General features: G+C 64.5%; 15 protein-coding genes. 11 read left to right on the forward strand and 4 right to left on the reverse strand.

The features are described 5' to 3' along the window. Nucleotides 1–65 precede the first annotated feature (65 nt). Complete coding sequence (gene cytX / locus JOY50_RS17095; RefSeq protein ID WP_132845071.1) at nucleotides 66–1,349, forward strand: putative hydroxymethylpyrimidine transporter CytX; 1,284 nt, start codon at nucleotides 66–68, stop codon at nucleotides 1,347–1,349. Here cytX and JOY50_RS17100 read toward each other — a convergent pair. Beyond that, on the reverse strand, nucleotides 1,318–2,064 hold the full coding sequence (locus tag JOY50_RS17100; protein ID WP_132845069.1) for an RsiV family protein: 747 nt from the start codon (nucleotides 2,062–2,064) through the stop codon (nucleotides 1,318–1,320). The two genes, cytX and JOY50_RS17100, sit on opposite strands and share 32 nt — an antisense overlap. A gap of 185 nt (nucleotides 2,065–2,249) precedes the next feature. Here JOY50_RS17100 and JOY50_RS17105 point away from each other — a divergent pair, with 185 nt between their 5' ends. The 9 genes from JOY50_RS17105 to JOY50_RS17145 all read left to right on the forward strand — a co-directional run bounded on the left by JOY50_RS17105 (nucleotide 2,250) and on the right by JOY50_RS17145 (nucleotide 11,553). Beyond that, on the forward strand, nucleotides 2,250–2,867 hold the full coding sequence (locus JOY50_RS17105) for an NUDIX domain-containing protein (RefSeq protein ID WP_016501906.1): 618 nt from the start codon (nucleotides 2,250–2,252) through the stop codon (nucleotides 2,865–2,867). Then, complete coding sequence (locus JOY50_RS17110; protein ID WP_016501905.1) at nucleotides 2,858–3,310, forward strand: DUF1249 domain-containing protein; 453 nt, start codon at nucleotides 2,858–2,860, stop codon at nucleotides 3,308–3,310. Before JOY50_RS17105 ends, JOY50_RS17110 begins: the two co-directional genes overlap by 10 nt. 1 nt (nucleotide 3,311) lies before the next feature. Beyond that, on the forward strand, nucleotides 3,312–4,109 hold the full coding sequence (gene cpdA, locus JOY50_RS17115) for a 3',5'-cyclic-AMP phosphodiesterase (RefSeq protein WP_138736294.1): 798 nt from the start codon (nucleotides 3,312–3,314) through the stop codon (nucleotides 4,107–4,109). A gap of 246 nt (nucleotides 4,110–4,355) precedes the next feature. Continuing rightward, complete coding sequence (locus JOY50_RS17120; protein WP_132845065.1) at nucleotides 4,356–4,964, forward strand: YqiA/YcfP family alpha/beta fold hydrolase; 609 nt, start codon at nucleotides 4,356–4,358, stop codon at nucleotides 4,962–4,964. 35 nt (nucleotides 4,965–4,999) lie between these two features. Further along, nucleotides 5,000–6,904: a DNA topoisomerase IV subunit B gene (gene parE / locus JOY50_RS17125; protein WP_016489465.1), complete on the forward strand. Its 1,905-nt coding sequence runs from the start codon at nucleotides 5,000–5,002 to the stop codon at nucleotides 6,902–6,904. Continuing rightward, nucleotides 6,901–7,887, forward strand: coding sequence for an esterase-like activity of phytase family protein (locus JOY50_RS17130; protein ID WP_243055565.1), 987 nt, complete (start codon nucleotides 6,901–6,903; stop codon nucleotides 7,885–7,887). Before parE ends, JOY50_RS17130 begins: the two co-directional genes overlap by 4 nt. Next, a complete protein-coding gene (locus JOY50_RS17135; RefSeq protein ID WP_132845061.1) occupies nucleotides 7,884–8,402 on the forward strand; it encodes a TIGR02281 family clan AA aspartic protease in 519 nt (172 codons plus the stop codon). Before JOY50_RS17130 ends, JOY50_RS17135 begins: the two co-directional genes overlap by 4 nt. 10 nt (nucleotides 8,403–8,412) lie before the next feature. Then, nucleotides 8,413–10,671 carry a DNA topoisomerase IV subunit A gene (gene parC, locus JOY50_RS17140; protein ID WP_243055566.1) on the forward strand — a complete coding sequence of 753 codons (2,259 nt, stop codon included), beginning with the start codon at nucleotides 8,413–8,415 and terminating at the stop codon, nucleotides 10,669–10,671. A 171-nt stretch (nucleotides 10,672–10,842) separates the two neighbouring features. Next, nucleotides 10,843–11,553 carry a membrane integrity-associated transporter subunit PqiC gene (locus tag JOY50_RS17145; protein WP_132845059.1) on the forward strand — a complete coding sequence of 237 codons (711 nt, stop codon included), beginning with the start codon at nucleotides 10,843–10,845 and terminating at the stop codon, nucleotides 11,551–11,553. Between the two features lie 168 nt (nucleotides 11,554–11,721). On the opposite strand, the gene JOY50_RS17150 is transcribed toward JOY50_RS17145, so the two are convergent. After that, nucleotides 11,722–13,179: an AhpA/YtjB family protein gene (locus JOY50_RS17150; protein WP_132845057.1), complete on the reverse strand. Its 1,458-nt coding sequence runs from the start codon at nucleotides 13,177–13,179 to the stop codon at nucleotides 11,722–11,724. Between the two features lie 134 nt (nucleotides 13,180–13,313). Between JOY50_RS17150 and serB the strand changes: the two genes are divergently transcribed. Then, nucleotides 13,314–14,528 carry a phosphoserine phosphatase SerB gene (gene serB, locus JOY50_RS17155; RefSeq protein ID WP_165931638.1) on the forward strand — a complete coding sequence of 405 codons (1,215 nt, stop codon included), beginning with the start codon at nucleotides 13,314–13,316 and terminating at the stop codon, nucleotides 14,526–14,528. Nucleotides 14,529–14,711: 183 nt separating this feature from the next. Here the strand turns inward: serB and asd are convergent, their stop codons facing one another. Continuing rightward, nucleotides 14,712–15,575, reverse strand: a complete 864-nt coding sequence (gene asd, locus JOY50_RS17160; RefSeq protein WP_019471321.1) for an archaetidylserine decarboxylase — start codon at nucleotides 15,573–15,575, stop codon at nucleotides 14,712–14,714. A gap of 9 nt (nucleotides 15,576–15,584) precedes the next feature. Further along, nucleotides 15,585–16,394, reverse strand: a complete 810-nt coding sequence (locus tag JOY50_RS17165; RefSeq protein ID WP_019471322.1) for a rhodanese-like domain-containing protein — start codon at nucleotides 16,392–16,394, stop codon at nucleotides 15,585–15,587. Between the last annotated feature and the right edge of the window lie 20 nt (nucleotides 16,395–16,414).

The following is a 16,414-nucleotide window of genomic DNA, read 5'->3' on the forward strand; positions in this document are numbered from 1 at the left end:
GCGACACAAGGCCGCTCCTACAACGACCGCGTACATCCATATTCCTCTGCCGAGCGCCAGCAAGCATGACCACCCCCAGCCGATTCTCCCCCGACCACCCTGTCCCCACCCACCAGCGTATCTTCGGCGCCCGAGACCTGTTCTCGCTGTGGTTCTCCCTCGGCATCGGCCTGATGGTGCTGCAGGTCGGCGCGATGCTGGCCCCAGGCCTTGGCCTCGCCGGCGCGGTACTGGCCATCGCTCTGGGCACCGGGGTCGGGGTGCTGTTGCTGGGCGCCGCTGGCGTCATCGGCAGCGACACCGGCCTGTCGGCCATGGGCACCCTGAAACTCAGCCTGGGCAGCCATGGCGCGCGCTTGCCGGCTGTGCTCAACCTGCTGCAACTGGTGGGTTGGGGCGCCTTCGAGATCATCGTCATGCGCGATGCCGCCAGCCTGCTGGGCGCGCGGGCGTTCAGCGATGACAGTGCCTGGAACAGCCCGATGCTCTGGACCCTGTGTTTCGGTGCCCTGGCCACCCTGCTGGCCGTCAGCGGGCCCCTGGCCTTCGTGCGCAAGGTCCTGCGCGCCTGGGGTATCTGGGTGTTGCTGGGCGCTTGCCTGTGGCTGACCTGGAACCTGTTCGCCAAGGCCGACCTGGCTGAACTGTGGGGCCGCGCCGGTGACGGTTCGATGTCGTTGGCCGTGGGTTTCGACATCGTCATCGCCATGCCGCTGTCCTGGCTGCCGCTGATCGCCGACTACTCGCGCTTCGCCCGCAACGGCAAGCATGTGTTCGGCGGCACGGTCATTGGCTATTTCATCGGCAACACCTGGCTGATGAGCCTGGGCGTGGCCTACACCCTGGCCTTCGCCGCCAGTGGCGAGGTCAATGCCCTGTTGCTGGCCCTGGCGGGCGCCGGCATGGGTATTCCGTTGCTGCTCATTCTGCTGGACGAGTCGGAAAAGGCCTTCGCCGACATCCACTCGGCAGCGGTTTCCACCGGCGTGCTGGTGCCTGTGAAGGTCGAGCACCTGGCGCTGGCCATCGGCGTGCTGTGCACCCTGATCGCCCTGCTGGCGCCACTGGCCCAGTACGAGAACTTCCTGCTGCTGATCGGTTCGGTGTTCGCGCCGCTGTTCGGCGTGGTGTTGATGGACCACTACGTGGTTCGTCGTCGCCGCTTGCCGGCACAGGTCGGCGGCTTGCACTGGCAGGCACTGGTGGCCTGGTTTGCGGGGGTGGTGGCCTATCACCTGATTGCCGCCAACGCCCCGGAGCTGGGGGCTACCCTGCCAGCACTGCTGCTGGCAGGTGTACTGCATGGGCTACTGAGCTTCAGCCGCGGCCGGGAAACAGCTCAGGCTTGAGTACGCCATTCAGGCGCGGGTAGGGGATTTTCAGCTCCACGTGGCCCATGGAATAGGGCGCGATGGCGTAGACCTCGTACTTGACCACTAACGCGCCGTACGTCAGGGCGATGTGCGGCGACTTCTTGAACGGCCAGGTCTTGACGAACTCGGCGTCCTTGTCCATGCCCACGCTCATCAGCCAGGCGCGGTGCGACTCCTCGACGGTTTTCCAGAAGGTGTCCTCCTGGCCTGGCACCAGCATGTCCTGCAAGGTCAGCACCTTGTCCAGCTTGCGCGAATAGTTGATGAAGCCGCGCCCGGGCATGCCGTGGGCGCCACCGCTGTCCAGGTAGCTGGACAACTCGATGATCACCAGCCCGTCATGCTGCTCGCGTACCTTGGCTTGCAGATAACTGCTGTTACGTTTGTCGGCACTGGCCAGGTATTGCTGTTCGTAGGCCTGCAAGGTGCTTGGCGCGGTGCCATGCTGATTGTCTTCGGTCAGTTGCAGCAGGCGTTTTTCGACGATGCCGTCGAGCGCGGGCAGGGCCGGGAAGTGGACCATGTCGATGTTCACCAGCGGGCAGTCGCTTTCGCTGCAGCCGGGTTTGACATGCTCCCAGGCGTCGCGCTTGACCTCGAGCGGGGCCCGGTAGTTGGGCGTGAACAGGCTCTGGCAGGCGCCCAGAGCGAGTGCCAGCACGGCCACGGAAGTCAGTTTGACAAGTGTCATGATGATCCTTGCAGAACAGGGAAAAGTCGGCCTTTGACCGTCTGCGCGGCCTTCAGTTCGCCACTAAGCTAACAGAGTGAAGACGCGCTGTCCCGAGTGTGCGAACGGTTGCCGGAAAGGGGTGAAACGCGAAAGCGTGCAGAGTAGGATGGCGCGATGCGGTAATTGAGGTAACGAGGATTTCCATGTCAGACACGTTGAATTCGGTGCCCAAGGCGGTCGAGATCGTCAAGCGGGCCAATTGCTTCCAGGGCTTCTACAAGCTCGACAAGGTGCACCTGCGCCACGAGCTGTTTGCTGGTGGCATGGGCCGCGAGATCAGCCGCGAACTGTTTGTGCGCCACGATGCGGTGTGTGTGCTGCCTTACGACCCGTTGCGCGATGAAGTGGTGCTGATCGAGCAGTTCCGTGTCGGCGCGCTGGACAAGGTCGCCAACCCCTGGCTGATCGAGATGGTCGCCGGGCTGATCGACAAGGATGAGCAACCCGAGGAAGTCGCCCATCGCGAAGCCGAGGAAGAAGCCGGCCTGACGTTCAGCGCCCTGTGGCCGATGACCCGCTACTTCCCGTCGCCCGGCGGCAGTGACGAATACGTTCACCTGTTCCTTGGCCGTTGCAGCAGCGAGGGCGCGGGCGGGCTGCATGGCCTGGAAGAAGAGGGCGAAGACATCCGCGTGCGCGTGTGGTCGTTCGAGGATGCCTTGCAGGCGGTGCGCGACGGGCGCATCTGCAACGCGGCGACTATCATCGGCTTGCAATGGCTGGCGCTGAACCGTGACGAAGTAAGAGGTATGTGGAAGTGAACCTGCTGCGCGAGCGCTATCGAGTCGACCTGGTCGGGCTGCAGGCCGCCTGCGAGGCCAACTACGCCCGGCTGATGCGCCTGTTGCCCGACATGCGCACCACCCAGAGCTCGCGCCGCATCGGCATGACCCAGGGCGACCAGATGCTTGGCGTGCTGGTGCTGGACGTGGTGTTGGCCTGCCCGTACACCACCACCTTGCATGTGCGTCAGGAGCACAGCTTGCCGTGGCTGCCGGTGCCGCACCTGGAAGTGCAGGTGTACCATGATGCACGCATGGCCGAAGTGGTCAGTGCCGAACACACCCGGCGCCTGCGCAGTATCTACCCGTATCCGAACGAGGCCATGCACCAGCCGGACGAAAAGGCCCAGCTCAACCTGTTCCTCGGTGAGTGGCTGAGCCACTGCCTGGCCTGCGGCCACGAACTGGCAAGCGTTCGCTGACATGTACCCAGACAACACGCGCCCTGTTCATGTGGTGCAACTGACCGACGCCCATCTTTTCGCCGACCCGGCCGGCAGCATGCTGGGGCTCAATACCCGTGACAGCCTGCGCCATGTGGTGGCCCAGGTGCGGCGCGAGCAGCCGCTTGTCGATTTGCTGTTGTGCACGGGTGATCTGTCCCAGGACGCCAGCGTTGCCTCTTATCAAGCGTTCCGGGATCTGACTGCGCCGTTTGCCGTGCCCACTCGCTGGTTGCCGGGCAACCATGACGAGGCCCGGGTCATGGCCGAAGTGGCCCCGGAGCTTGTGCAAGCGGTAACCGATATTGGCGCCTGGCGTGTTGTCATGCTCGACACGGCGGTGCATGGGGCGACACACGGTCTGCTGGAGCGTGATCAGCTGGCAGTGCTGGAAGCCGCCTTGAAAGAGGCAGGCGAGCGGCATTGCCTGGTGTGTTTCCACCATCAGCCGGTGGACATCGGTTGCGCCTGGATCGCGCCGATCGGCTTGCGCAATGTCCAGGCCCTGTTCGACATCGTCGGGGCTTATCCACAGGTGCGGGCGTTGCTGTGGGGACATGTGCATCAGGAATGGGATGAGCTGCGCGATGGCCGGCGCCTGCTGGCTACGCCCTCGACCTGTATTCAGTTCGCGGCCGGCAGCGAAGACTTCAAGGTGAGCGAAGAGCATCCCGGGTACCGCTGGTTGCGCCTGCACGCCGACGGGCGGTTGGAAACCGGGGTGGAGCGGGCCACGGACTTTGAGGTGAAACTCGACTTCGATAGCCCAGGTTATTGAAGAATCCGGGGCCGCTGCGCAGCCCATCGCCGGCAAGCCAGCTCCCACACCGACCGCATCGGCTTCAAGCCATGTGCAGTACCTGTGGGAGCTGGCTTGCCGGCGATGGGCTGCGCAGCGGCCCCGGCTTTCTTGAAGAAATTGTTGCGAAACCCGTGACACTGCGTCAAAACCCGGCGAACGCGCTACACTGCGCGTCCCTGCGCCCGCATCATCAGGCGCGAAGCCACAGATTCCGGGGGCAGCATGTCGGGTTCCATCCTCTATATCCATGGCTTCAACAGCTCGCCGCTTTCAACCAAGGCGCGCCAGCTCGAAGCCGTGATGCAGCAACTGGGCCTGTCGGCCCAGCTACGTGTGCCCGCCTTGCATCACCACCCGCGGCAGGCCATCGCCCAGCTCGAAGCGGCCATCGCCGAACTGGGTGCGCCACTGCTGGTGGGCAGTTCGCTCGGCGGCTACTATGCCACTCATCTGGCCGAGCGCCATGGCCTCAAGGCCCTGCTGGTCAACCCGGCGGTAACCCCGCACAAGCATTTCGACGGGTACCTGGGCACTCAGCGCAATCATTACAGCGGTGAAACCTGGGAACTGACCCACGATCACGTACAGGCCCTGGCCGAGCTGGAAGTGCCGGCCCCGGTAGATGCCAGCCGCTATCAAGTGTGGCTGCAAACCGCCGATGAAACCCTGGACTATCGCCATGCCGAGCGCTATTACCGTGCATGCGCCCTGCGTATTCAGGCCAGTGGCGATCACAGCTTCCAGGGCTTCGCCGAGCGCCTACCGGCTCTGCTGGCTTTTGCCGGTATTGCTCGCGGGCAGTATGCGGCGCTCGATTTTTCTGTATTTTGACTTTTTTGCACTCACCAGACTGACGACGAGACCCTATGGCCAATCCCAGCGCTAGCGCCTATAACGCAGACGCCATCGAAGTCCTCTCGGGCCTTGACCCGGTCCGCAAGCGGCCGGGCATGTACACCGATACCAGCCGCCCCAACCACCTGGCCCAGGAAGTCATCGACAACAGTGTCGACGAAGCCCTGGCCGGCCACGCCCGTTCGGTCCAGGTCATCCTGCATGCCGACCATTCGCTGGAGGTCAGCGACGATGGCCGCGGCATGCCAGTGGACATCCACCCGGAAGAAGGCGTGTCCGGAGTCGAGCTGATCCTTACCAAGCTGCACGCCGGCGGCAAGTTCTCCAACAAGAACTACCAGTTCTCCGGTGGTTTGCACGGTGTGGGTATCTCGGTGGTCAACGCCCTGTCGACCCAGGTGCGCGTGCGCGTCAAGCGTGACGGCAACGAATACCAGATGACCTTCGCCGATGGCTTCAAGGCCAGCGAGCTGGAAGTGGTCGGCTCGGTCGGCAAGCGCAATACCGGCACCAGCGTCTACTTCAGCCCAGACCCCAAGTACTTCGACTCGCCCAAGTTCTCCATCAGCCGCCTCAAGCATGTGCTCAAGGCCAAGGCCGTGCTGTGCCCCGGCCTGCTGGTCAGCTTCGAAGACAAGGCCAGCGGCGAGAAGGTCGAGTGGCACTATGAAGACGGCCTGCGTTCGTACCTGGTCGATGCGGTCAGCGAGTTCCAGCGCCTGCCTGACGAGCCGTTCTGCGGCAGCCTGGCGGGCAACAAGGAAGCCGCAGACTGGGCATTGCTGTGGTTGCCAGAAGGCGGCGACAGCGTCCAGGAAAGCTACGTCAACCTGATCCCCACTGCGCAGGGCGGCACCCATGTCAATGGCCTGCGTCAGGGCCTGCTGGATGCCATGCGTGAGTTCTGCGAGTTCCGCAATCTGCTGCCGCGCGGCGTGAAGCTGGCGCCAGAGGACGTCTGGGAGCGCATCTCTTTCGTGCTCTCGATGAAAATGCAGGAGCCGCAGTTCTCCGGGCAGACCAAAGAGCGCCTGTCATCACGCGAGGCGGCTGCCTTTGTTTCCGGCGTGGTCAAGGACGCCTTCAGCCTGTGGCTCAATGCCCACCCCGAGCTGGGCATGCAACTGGCAGAGCTGGCCATCAGCAACGCCGGGCGCCGCCTCAAGGCCAGCAAGAAGGTCGAGCGCAAGCGCATTACCCAGGGCCCGGCACTGCCGGGCAAGCTGGCCGATTGCGCCGGCCAGGACCCGATGCGTGCCGAACTGTTCCTGGTCGAGGGTGACTCGGCAGGTGGCTCGGCCAAGCAGGCACGGGACAAGGAGTACCAGGCGATCCTGCCGCTGCGCGGCAAGATCCTAAACACCTGGGAAGTGGACGGTGGCGAAGTCCTGGCCAGCCAGGAGGTGCACAACATCGCCGTGGCCATCGGTGTCGACCCGGGTGCCACAGACCTGGCGCAACTGCGCTACGGCAAAGTCTGCATCCTTGCCGACGCCGACTCCGACGGCCTGCACATCGCCACGCTGCTGTGCGCGCTGTTCGTTCAGCACTTCCGCGCGCTGGTGGAGGCCGGGCATGTGTACGTGGCCATGCCGCCGCTGTACCGCATCGACCTGGGCAAGGAAATCTACTACGCCCTCGACGAAGCCGAGCGTGACGGCATCCTCGACCGCCTGGTGGCCGAGAAGAAGCGCGGCAAGCCACAGGTCACCCGCTTCAAGGGTTTGGGCGAGATGAACCCGCCACAGCTGCGTGAAACCACCATGGACCCGAACACCCGGCGCCTGGTGCAGCTGACCCTGGATGACGTCGAGGCCACCTGCGAGCTGATGGACAAGCTGCTGGCCAAGAAACGCGCCGGTGACCGCAAGAGCTGGCTGGAAACCAAAGGCAACCTGGCCGAGGTCATGGTTTGATTCGGCACGTTCTTGCCGTTTGCCTTGCGTTGGTTGCCTTGCCCGCCCTGGCCGGTAACTGGCCGGAGCTGAAGCTCAGTGTCGAGCACCCGATCGACGGCATGCGCGGTGGCAACCTGTCCGGCCTGGCGCAATGCCGGGGTGGGCTGTGGGGCGTGTCCGACCGCGACGACAACCGCATCTACCGCTTCGACCAGCAGAACCCGACCTGGCGCGCGCAACCGCTGACCTTCACCCCGCCACCGCCGCCGGAAAGCGGCCTGCCGTGGGGCCTCAAGTCGCGCAATTGGGCGGCGTCCTACATTCGCGGTGGGGAGCTGGACTTTGAAGGCATCACCTGTGACCAGGCGGGTAACCTGTACCTGGCAAGCGAAGCCCATGCCGCCGTGTTGCAGTTGCCGGTGCAAGGCGAGCCGGACTGGTTGAAGATCGACCCGGCCATGGTGCGCCAGGCCCGCGCCAGTGGCATGCTGCTGAACTTCAATGCCCTGTTCGAAGGCCTGGCGATCAACCCGGCGGGCGACCGCCTGTGGCTGGCCGCCGAACGCGAGCGCCGTGGCCTGGTGGCCATCGAGCGCCAGCAATCGGTGTGGACCTGCGGACGCAGCTGTGTGCTGCTGAGCGAGGCCGGGGTCGAGATGCAGCCTGCGCAAATGCCCAACGCCCGGGCACTGTCGCGCGACTTTGCCGACCTGGCCTGGTTCGAGGGCAAGCTGTTCACCCTCGAACGCAATGCCTACCGGGTCTGTCGGCGGGATGCCGACAGCGGCAAGGTCGAGCGCTGCTGGTCGTTTGCGGCCGATGCCCTGGTCGACGCGCGCCGCTACCCGCAACCGTTCGGCCTGGCCGAGGCCCTTGTGATCGATGCCAAGGGCGCCTGGGTCGGCCTGGACAACAACAACGGCGCCCGCGCCGATGGCGAGACGCGCCCGATCGTCTGGCGCTTCGAGGCACCGGAAGGTGGCTGGAGCGCCAAGCCATGAGCCAGGCGCCGGGCAAGCGGGCGGGCAGGGTACTGATGATCGTCGCCTGGGCGGCGGCGCTGTTCCTTGCCACGCGCTTTTTCGGCCAGTGGGAAGACAGCCAGCGCAACCCCAATGCCCAGGTGCAGTCCGAGCATGGCGACGGCTTTGTCGAAGTGCGCCTGCTGGGCAACGGCCAGGGCCACTTCATGGTGGATGGCGCGATCAACGGCCAGCTGGTGCATTTCATGCTCGACACCGGCGCCACCGATGTGGCGATCCCCGAGGCGTTGGCCCGTGGCCTGAACCTTGAGCGCGGCAGCCCGGTGCTGCTCAGTACCGCCAATGGCCGCACCGAAGGCTACCGCACACGCCTGGCCAGCCTGCAGCTGGGCGATATCCGCCTGCAGGATGTGCGCGCCATCGTGGTGCCGGGGCTGGACGGGCAAACCGTATTGCTGGGCATGAGTGCCCTGAAACAACTTGAATTTACCCAGCGCGGCGGCACCATGCTGCTACGCCAGAACCTGAAATGACGAGGCCCGCATGAGCGACTCACTGGAACTCAGCCTGGACGGCGTCGAACGCCGCTCGCTGGCTGACTTCACCGAACAGGCCTACCTCAACTATTCCATGTACGTGATCATGGACCGCGCCTTGCCGCACATCGGCGATGGCCTGAAGCCGGTGCAGCGACGCATCGTCTATGCCATGAGCGAGTTGGGGCTCGATGCCGATGCCAAGCACAAGAAGTCGGCGCGTACCGTCGGTGACGTGCTCGGCAAGTTCCACCCCCACGGCGACTCGGCCTGCTACGAGGCCATGGTGCTGATGGCGCAACCGTTCAGCTACCGCTACACGCTGGTCGATGGCCAGGGTAACTGGGGGGCGCCGGACGATCCGAAGTCGTTCGCCGCCATGCGTTATACCGAGGCGCGGCTGTCACGCTACGCCGAAGTGCTGCTCAGCGAAGTTGGCCAAGGTACCGTGGATTGGGTACCGAACTTTGACGGTACCCTGCAGGAGCCGGCCGTGCTGCCTGCGCGCCTGCCCAACATCCTGCTCAACGGTACCACCGGTATCGCCGTGGGCATGGCCACCGACGTGCCTCCGCACAACCTGCGTGAGGTAGCCAGTGCCTGCGTGCGCCTGCTCGACGAGCCCAAGGCCACCATCGAGCAGTTGTGCGAGCACATCCAGGGGCCGGATTACCCCACCGAGGCGGAAATCATCACGCCACGGGCAGAAATCCTCAAGATGTACGAAAGCGGCCGCGGCTCGATCCGCATGCGTGCCGTTTACCGCGTCGAGGATGGCGACATCGTTGTGACTGCACTGCCGCACCAGGTCTCCGGGGCCAAGGTGCTGGAGCAGATTGCCGCACAGATGCAGGCCAAGAAACTGCCGATGGTGGCGGACCTGCGTGACGAATCCGATCACGAGAACCCGTGCCGCATCGTCATCATCCCGCGCTCCAACCGTGTGGATGCCGACGAACTGATGCAGCACCTGTTCGCCACCACCGACCTGGAGAGCAGCTACCGGGTCAACGTCAATATCATTGGCCTGGACGGCCGCCCGCAGTTGAAGAACCTGCGTGCAATATTGGTTGAATGGCTGGAGTTTCGTACCAACACTGTTCGCCGCCGGCTGCAGCATCGCCTGGACAAGGTAGAAAGGCGCCTGCACCTGCTGGATGGTTTGCTCACCGCATTCCTCAACCTGGATGAAGTGATCCACATCATCCGTACCGAGGAGCACCCCAAGCAGGCCCTGATTGCCCGCTTCGAGCTGAGCGAAATCCAGGCTGAGTACATCCTCGAGACCCGCCTGCGTCAGCTGGCGCGCCTGGAAGAGATGAAAATCCGCGGTGAACAGGACGAACTCCTCAAGGAACAAGCCAAGCTGCAGGCGCTGCTGGGCAGCGAGGCCAAGCTACGCAAGCTGGTGCGCAGCGAACTGATCAAGGACGCCGAAACCTACGGCGACGCGCGCCGTTCGCCCATCGTCGAGCGCGTCGAAGCCAAGGCCCTGTCGGAAAACGAGCTGATGCCGACCGAGCCGGTCACCGTGGTGCTGTCGGAGAAGGGCTGGGTGCGTTGCGCCAAAGGCCACGATATCGACGCCACCGGTTTGTCGTACAAGGCCGGTGATGGCTTCAAGGCCGCGGCAGCCGGGCGTTCCAACCAGTTTGCCGTGCTCATCGACTCTACGGGCCGCAGCTACTCGGTGGCGGCTCACAGCTTGCCCTCGGCACGTGGTCAGGGCGAGCCGCTGACCGGCCGCCTGACGCCACCGCCAGGGGCCACCTTCGAGTGTGTGCTGTTGCCGGAGGACGACGCGCTGTACGTGGTTGCCTCGGATGCGGGCTACGGCTTCGTGGTCAAGGGTGAAGACTTGCAGGCCAAGAACAAGGCCGGCAAGGGTTTGCTCAGCCTGCCTAACGGCGCCAAGGTCATGACCCCGCGCCCGGTGGCCAATCGCGAGGAGGACTGGCTGGCAGCCGTGACCACTGAAGGCCGCCTGCTGGTGTTCAAGGTCAGCGACTTGCCGCAGCTGGGCAAGGGCAAGGGCAACAAGATCATTGGCGTGCCGGGCGACCGGGTCGCCAGCCGTGAAGAATTTGTCACCGATCTGGCCGTGATTGCCGAAGGCGCGACCCTTGTATTGCAAGCCGGCAAGCGTACCCTATCTCTGAAAGCGGACGACCTGGAGCATTACAAGGGCGAGCGCGGACGGCGAGGCAGCAAGCTGCCACGCGGCTTCCAGCGCGTCGATGGGTTGCAGGTGGAAGTGCCGGCGTAAAGGGCAGAAATGTCTGGAACGGCAATTTCAGCGCCGTTCCGGGCAGAAATGCTGGAGTCGGACGGTTATTTCGCGGATGATATGGCCCTCGCGGTGCCGACGTAGTCGTGTGCCCGTTTGAATCTATATGTATCACTGCGGTGGCCTGTAGGCGACCGCCTGGATGGGATGATGAAACTTCTGCGCCTTCCATTTGCGCTGTTGATGACTGGCCTGCTGGGCCTTGGCGGGTGCACCATGCATCAGCCGGTTGCCCTGTACCAGCTCGACAGTGGTGATCCTGGCCAGCCGTCGCAGAGTGCGGGCATGGCCGTGGTACTCGGCCCGGTATCGGTGGCCGATTACCTGCAGCGTGAGACGTTCCTGCAGCGTCAAGCCGACGGCAGCCTGAGCGCGGCCACTGACGGCCGTTGGGCGGGCAGCCTTTCGTCGGATATCGACCAGCTGCTGGTGCGTCAACTGGCCTGGCGCCTGGACAGCCAGCGCGTTGTGCTGGCCCCGGCGACCGCTGGCTTCAGCCCGGACGTGCAGGTACTGTTGTCGATCACGCGGCTGGACTCGGGCAAAAACCAGCCGGCCATCCTGGATGCCCAGTGGCGTCTGCTGGACCGCCGTGGCCATGTGCGTGACAACCGTATCGTTCACCTCGAGCAGCCGCACGAGGGCAGCGAGTCGTCGCAGGTTCAGGCCCAGGGCCAACTGCTGCAGAAGCTGGCCGAACAGCTGAGCACCGCGGTCAAGCCGCTGGCCAACCAGCCGGCGATTGCCGAAGAAGCACCGAAAAAGCCCGCTGCACCGGTGCAGGTCAAGAAAGGGCCGGAGAAATCCAGGATCCCGATGGCCTCGCCGATTCGCACCGACATGGAAGTTTATCGGTTCTGATCGAACTGACACCCACAAAAAAGCCCGCATATGTTGCGGGCTTTTTTGTATCTAAAGGATAGATGCGGACTTTGTGGGAGCGGGCGTGCCCGCGAACACCGGCGCAGCCGGTGCCATGCACCGCGGCGCCTGATTCGCGGGCGCGCCCGCTCCCACAAGGGGAAACTGTCAGGCGCGGCGCTCGTGCATGCGTGCCAGCTGGCGCTCCAGCATCGACGGGTAAGGCTCCATCAAGCGTTCCACGCAGCAGGCACCCTCAGGGCTGGCGATCGGGCGAATGCGGGCGCGCTGCCGAATCAGCGCGTCATCGCTGATCTGCCGCTCCACCAGCAACAGGTTGCGGCTGTGCTGTGACAGTGCCAGGGCATCCTGGGCCTTTTCGGCCATCAGCAGGTCCACCAGCTCCAGCCCTTGCAGGTCGTTGCCCAGAACCAGGCCCAGTTGCAGCTGAAGGGTGATGCCGCTGTCGGCCACTTCGATCTGCAGGGCATGACCCAGGGCGCGCAGCAGCTCGCCGCAGCAGATGGCGTTGGTCAGGTAGTCCTCGCCACAGTCGCGGCTGTGGAACAGTACCAGGGTGCTGCCGTCGTTGAGCGTGTGGGTTTCACCGTCATAGAGCGAGGCAGCATGCTCCAGGCAATCGCGGTAGCGTTCGGTCAGCTCGGTCAGGCGGGTACGCGGCAGGCGGCGCAGTTGCTCTTGCGAGCCCAGTTGCACGGCTAGTACGGCGCTGTACTGCGGCTCGTCAGACTCGACCGGGGCGGCTTTGGGCGCACTGTCGTCGTCCATCAGGCCGGCGAAGGCTTCGTCGTCATCTTCCTCGGCCAATGCGGCAACCTTGGGGCGCGGTGCGGCCTTGGGGGCCGGCGCTGCGTCGTGGAAGTCGTCGAAATGCTCGTCGTCCTCTTCCTCCAGCTCTGGCTCCGGCGGTGGCGGCGGGGCCAGGCGCGCATGCAACTGGCGGGCGATGTCGCCGATCTCATCCTGGCGGTCGGTGGCCGGGGTATAGGGCTGCGGGTCTCGCAGCCACACCCGCAATTGCAGCAGCGGCAGGGTGATGTGGCGGCCCTGTCGCAGGCTCAGGCTGAGGGCCAGGGCCAGCAGGATGGCTGCCATGATCCCCATGCTCTGCAGGCTGATCAGCATCGGCTGCTGGAACTGGCTCATGTCCAGGCTGATGCGCAGTTGCCCGGCCGTCACGTCCTGGAAGGTGATCTTGGTCTGGTACAGGCCCTCGGCCTCGCCCAGCAGGCTGTTGCGTGGGCGCTGGCCGGCCTCGGCGAGGATGCGGTTGTCCACGCTGTAGATGGCCGCGTGGGCCACCAGCGGGTTTTTCACCAGGTTGCCCAGCAGCACGTTGAGACTGAGGATGTCGTTGGACACCAGCAGCTCGGTCGCCGAGGTGGCGGTCTGGGTGGTCAGGCTCTGGCCAAGGGCATCGGCCTGCTCGTGCATGGCCTGCTTGAACTGCAGGCCCATCACGCAGGCATAGATCACCAGCGCCAGCGCGACCAGGAAGATGTTGGTGCAAGCGATGCGCAGTGCCAGCGGCACGCGGCGTTGACTCAGGGCACGATAGATCATCAGGAAGAAATTGTCTGGTTTGACGGGCGTGGGCCGGTTCACTGAGCTCGGCTCTTAATGGCAGAAAGTGTGGGGCAGTATAGCGACCCGGGTTTTGTCGGCAAAGTATCGTTGGCGCCCGATGGTCACGGAAAATCGGTAGAATGCGCATTTTTCATCGAAGTCGGAGCCAGGTTGTGCGCGAAATCGTCCTGATCAACATCACCGGTGAGGACCGTCCCGGTCTCACTGCGGCTATCACCGGCGTCCTGCTGCAGGGCGGTGTGAGCATCCTCGACATCGGCCTGGCGGTCATGCACGGCACTTTGTCGTTCGGTATCCTGGTCGACATCCCTGACAACGAAGTGGCTACCGCCCTGCTGCAAAGCGTGCAGGCCAAGGCCCATGAACTGAACCTGCAGGCCCGCTACACGCCGATTTCCGAGGCGGACTACCAGCACTGGGCTGACGGCCAGGGCGAAGCGCGCCATATCGTCACCCTGCTCAGCCGCAAGATCACCCCCGAGCAATTGCAGCGGGTGAGCGCGGTGATCAGCCAGTACGGCCTCACCATCGAGCGCATCGAGCGTTTGTCGGCGCGTGTGGCGCTGGATGCCGAAACCGACAAGGGCAAGGCGGCCATCGAGATCTCCGTGCGTGGTGCGCCGAGCGATGCCCAGGCCCTGCGTGCGGACTTCTTTGCCCTGGCCGAAGCGCTGAGCATCGACATCGCCTTCCAGAAGGACGACTTGTTCCGCCGTAACCGCCGCCTGGCGGTGTTCGACATGGACTCGACGCTGATCGAAGCCGAAGTCATCGACGAACTGGCCAAGGCGGCCGGCGTGGGTGAGCAGGTGGCCGCGATCACCGAGCGCGCCATGCGCGGTGAACTGGACTTCCGCGCCAGCTTCAAGGAGCGCATGGCGCTACTCAAAGGCCTGGATGTGGGTGTGCTGGACGAAATCGGTGCCTCGCTGCGCTTGACCGAGGGTGCCGAAAACCTGTTCGCCGAGCTCAAGCGCCTGGGTTACAAGACCGCCATCCTGTCCGGTGGCTTTACCTACTTTGCTCGCCAGGTGCAGGCGCGCCTGGGCATCGACTATGTGTTTGCCAACGAGCTGGAAGTGGTCGACGGCAAGGTGACCGGCGTGGCTGTCGAGCCAATCGTCGATGCCCAGCGCAAGGCCGAGCTGCTGCAACAGCTGGCCAGCGAAGAAGGCTTGCAGCTGGAGCAGACCATCGCCGTGGGTGATGGCGCCAACGACCTGCCGATGCTGTCGCTGGCCGGCCTGGGCGTAGCGTTCCGCGCCAAGCCGCTGGTGCGCCAGTCGGCCAAGCAGGCGATTTCCACCCTGGGGCTGGATGGCGTGCTGTACCTGTTGGGCCTGCGCGACCGCGAGGCTCGCGGCTGACCCGGGAACCTGGGGCTGCTTCGCAGCCCTTCGCGGGCATGCCCGCTCCCACAGTGATCGCGCGAACCTTCAAAGCGTGAGTAGACACCATGCTTTGTGGGAGCGGGCGTGCCCGCGAAGGGCCGCACAGCGGCCCCAATGAAAAGGCCCCGCATGAGCAGGGCCTTTTTCATCCAGCTTGAATCAAGCCTGGGCGGGCTCTGCCAACAATTGCCCCATGCTTACAGCGGAGCCAGCGCCCAGGTTCTCAGCCCACTTCACCTGCTCCGGCCCGAACAGCACGATGGCGGTCGAGCCCAGCTTGAAGCGGCCCAGCTCGGCACCTTTCTCCAGGTGGATCGGCGCACGGCTGGCTTCGTCGTAACGGAAGGTCTTCAGCTCACGCTTGGGCGGCGTCACCAATCCAGCCCACACGGTTTCGATCGAGGCGACGATCATCGCACCCACCAGCACCACGGCCATCGGCCCGCGCTCGGTGTCGAACAGGCACACCACGCGCTCGTTGCGGGCGAACAGCTCGGGAACGTTCTCTGCGGTGGTCTGGTTGACCGAGAACAGACGGCCCGGCACATAGACCATTTCGCGCAGGGTGCCGGCCAGCGGCATGTGCACGCGGTGGTAGTCCTTGGGCGACAGGTAGATGGTGGCAAACTCGCCGCCCATGAACGGCGCTGCCAGGGCCGGGTCGCCGCCCAGCAGCTCTTGCGCGCTGTAACCGTGGCCCTTGGCCTGGAAGATGCGGCCGTGCTCGATCGGGCCGAGCTGGCTGACGGCGCCGTCGGCCGGGCACAGGATGGCGCCCGGGGTTTCGTCCAGCGGGCGTGCACCGGGCTTCAGGGCGCGGGTGAAGAACGCATTGAAGTGCTCGTAAGCGCTCAAGTCCTCGACCAGCGCTTCAGACATGTTTACCTGGTAGCGCTTGGCGAACCAGGCGGTAAAGGCATTCTTGAACCAGCGCACGCGGCACTCGGCGATGCAGCCGGCCAGCCGCGACAGCAGGTGGTGCGGCAGCAGGTACTGGCTGATGATGAACAAACGGGATTTCATGCAGGTTCCTTAAACTTCTACAGGCGTGTCCGGGTGGTTGCCCCATTCGCTCCACGAGCCGGCGTAGGCCTTGACGCGTGGGTAGCCGAGGGCCTTGGCCACCAGATAAGTGAAGCCGGAGCGGCGGTGGGTCTGGCAGTGGGTGATCACTTCCTTGTCAGGGGTGATGCCCAGCTGCTCGAGGACTTGTTTGATGTCCTGGCGAATGCGCAGGTGGTCGTTGAGGTCCATGCCGGCGGTCCACTCGAAGTTGATAGCACCGGGTATGTGCCCGCCCTTTGCTGCCAATACCTTCTCGCCGCTGAATTCCTGCGGGCCGCGAGCGTCCCAGATGACCAGGTCATCGGCGCCCAGGCGGCTTTGCAGGTACTCGCGGGTGGCGGTGGGGGCGTTGTCGATACGCAGATGCACCGGGCTGTTGCCGCTGGCGGGCACGTCGGTGGACAACGTGTCTGCCGGCCAGGCCTGGATACCGCCATTGAGGTAGTGATACGCCTTGTGGCCGATCACGTCGAGCAGCCAGATGAAGCGCCCGGCCCAGCCACCGCCTTCATCGTCGTACACCACATAGACAGCGTCGTCGCGGTGGCCGAGTTCGCTGAACAGTTTTTCCAGCTCGCCCAGGGGCGGCAGCAGGCCGGGCGCAGGAGGCTGGCCAAGCTGGGTACGCTTGCCTTCGACAAAGCGTGCGCCGGGGATATGCCCGCTGACATAGCGGTTGGCACTGCTCAGGTCGACCAGGATCAGCTGTGGCGAACCCAGGCGTGGCAGCAGGTCCGCGGCTTCGATCACCAGGGGCAGGCCGGAAAAGTCAGTCATCCACGGTCTCCAGTGTGGAA

Source organism: Pseudomonas sp. BP01 (assembly GCF_022760795.1).
In the GTDB taxonomy this organism is placed as follows: Bacteria; Pseudomonadota; Gammaproteobacteria; order Pseudomonadales; family Pseudomonadaceae; genus Aquipseudomonas; species Aquipseudomonas putida_Q.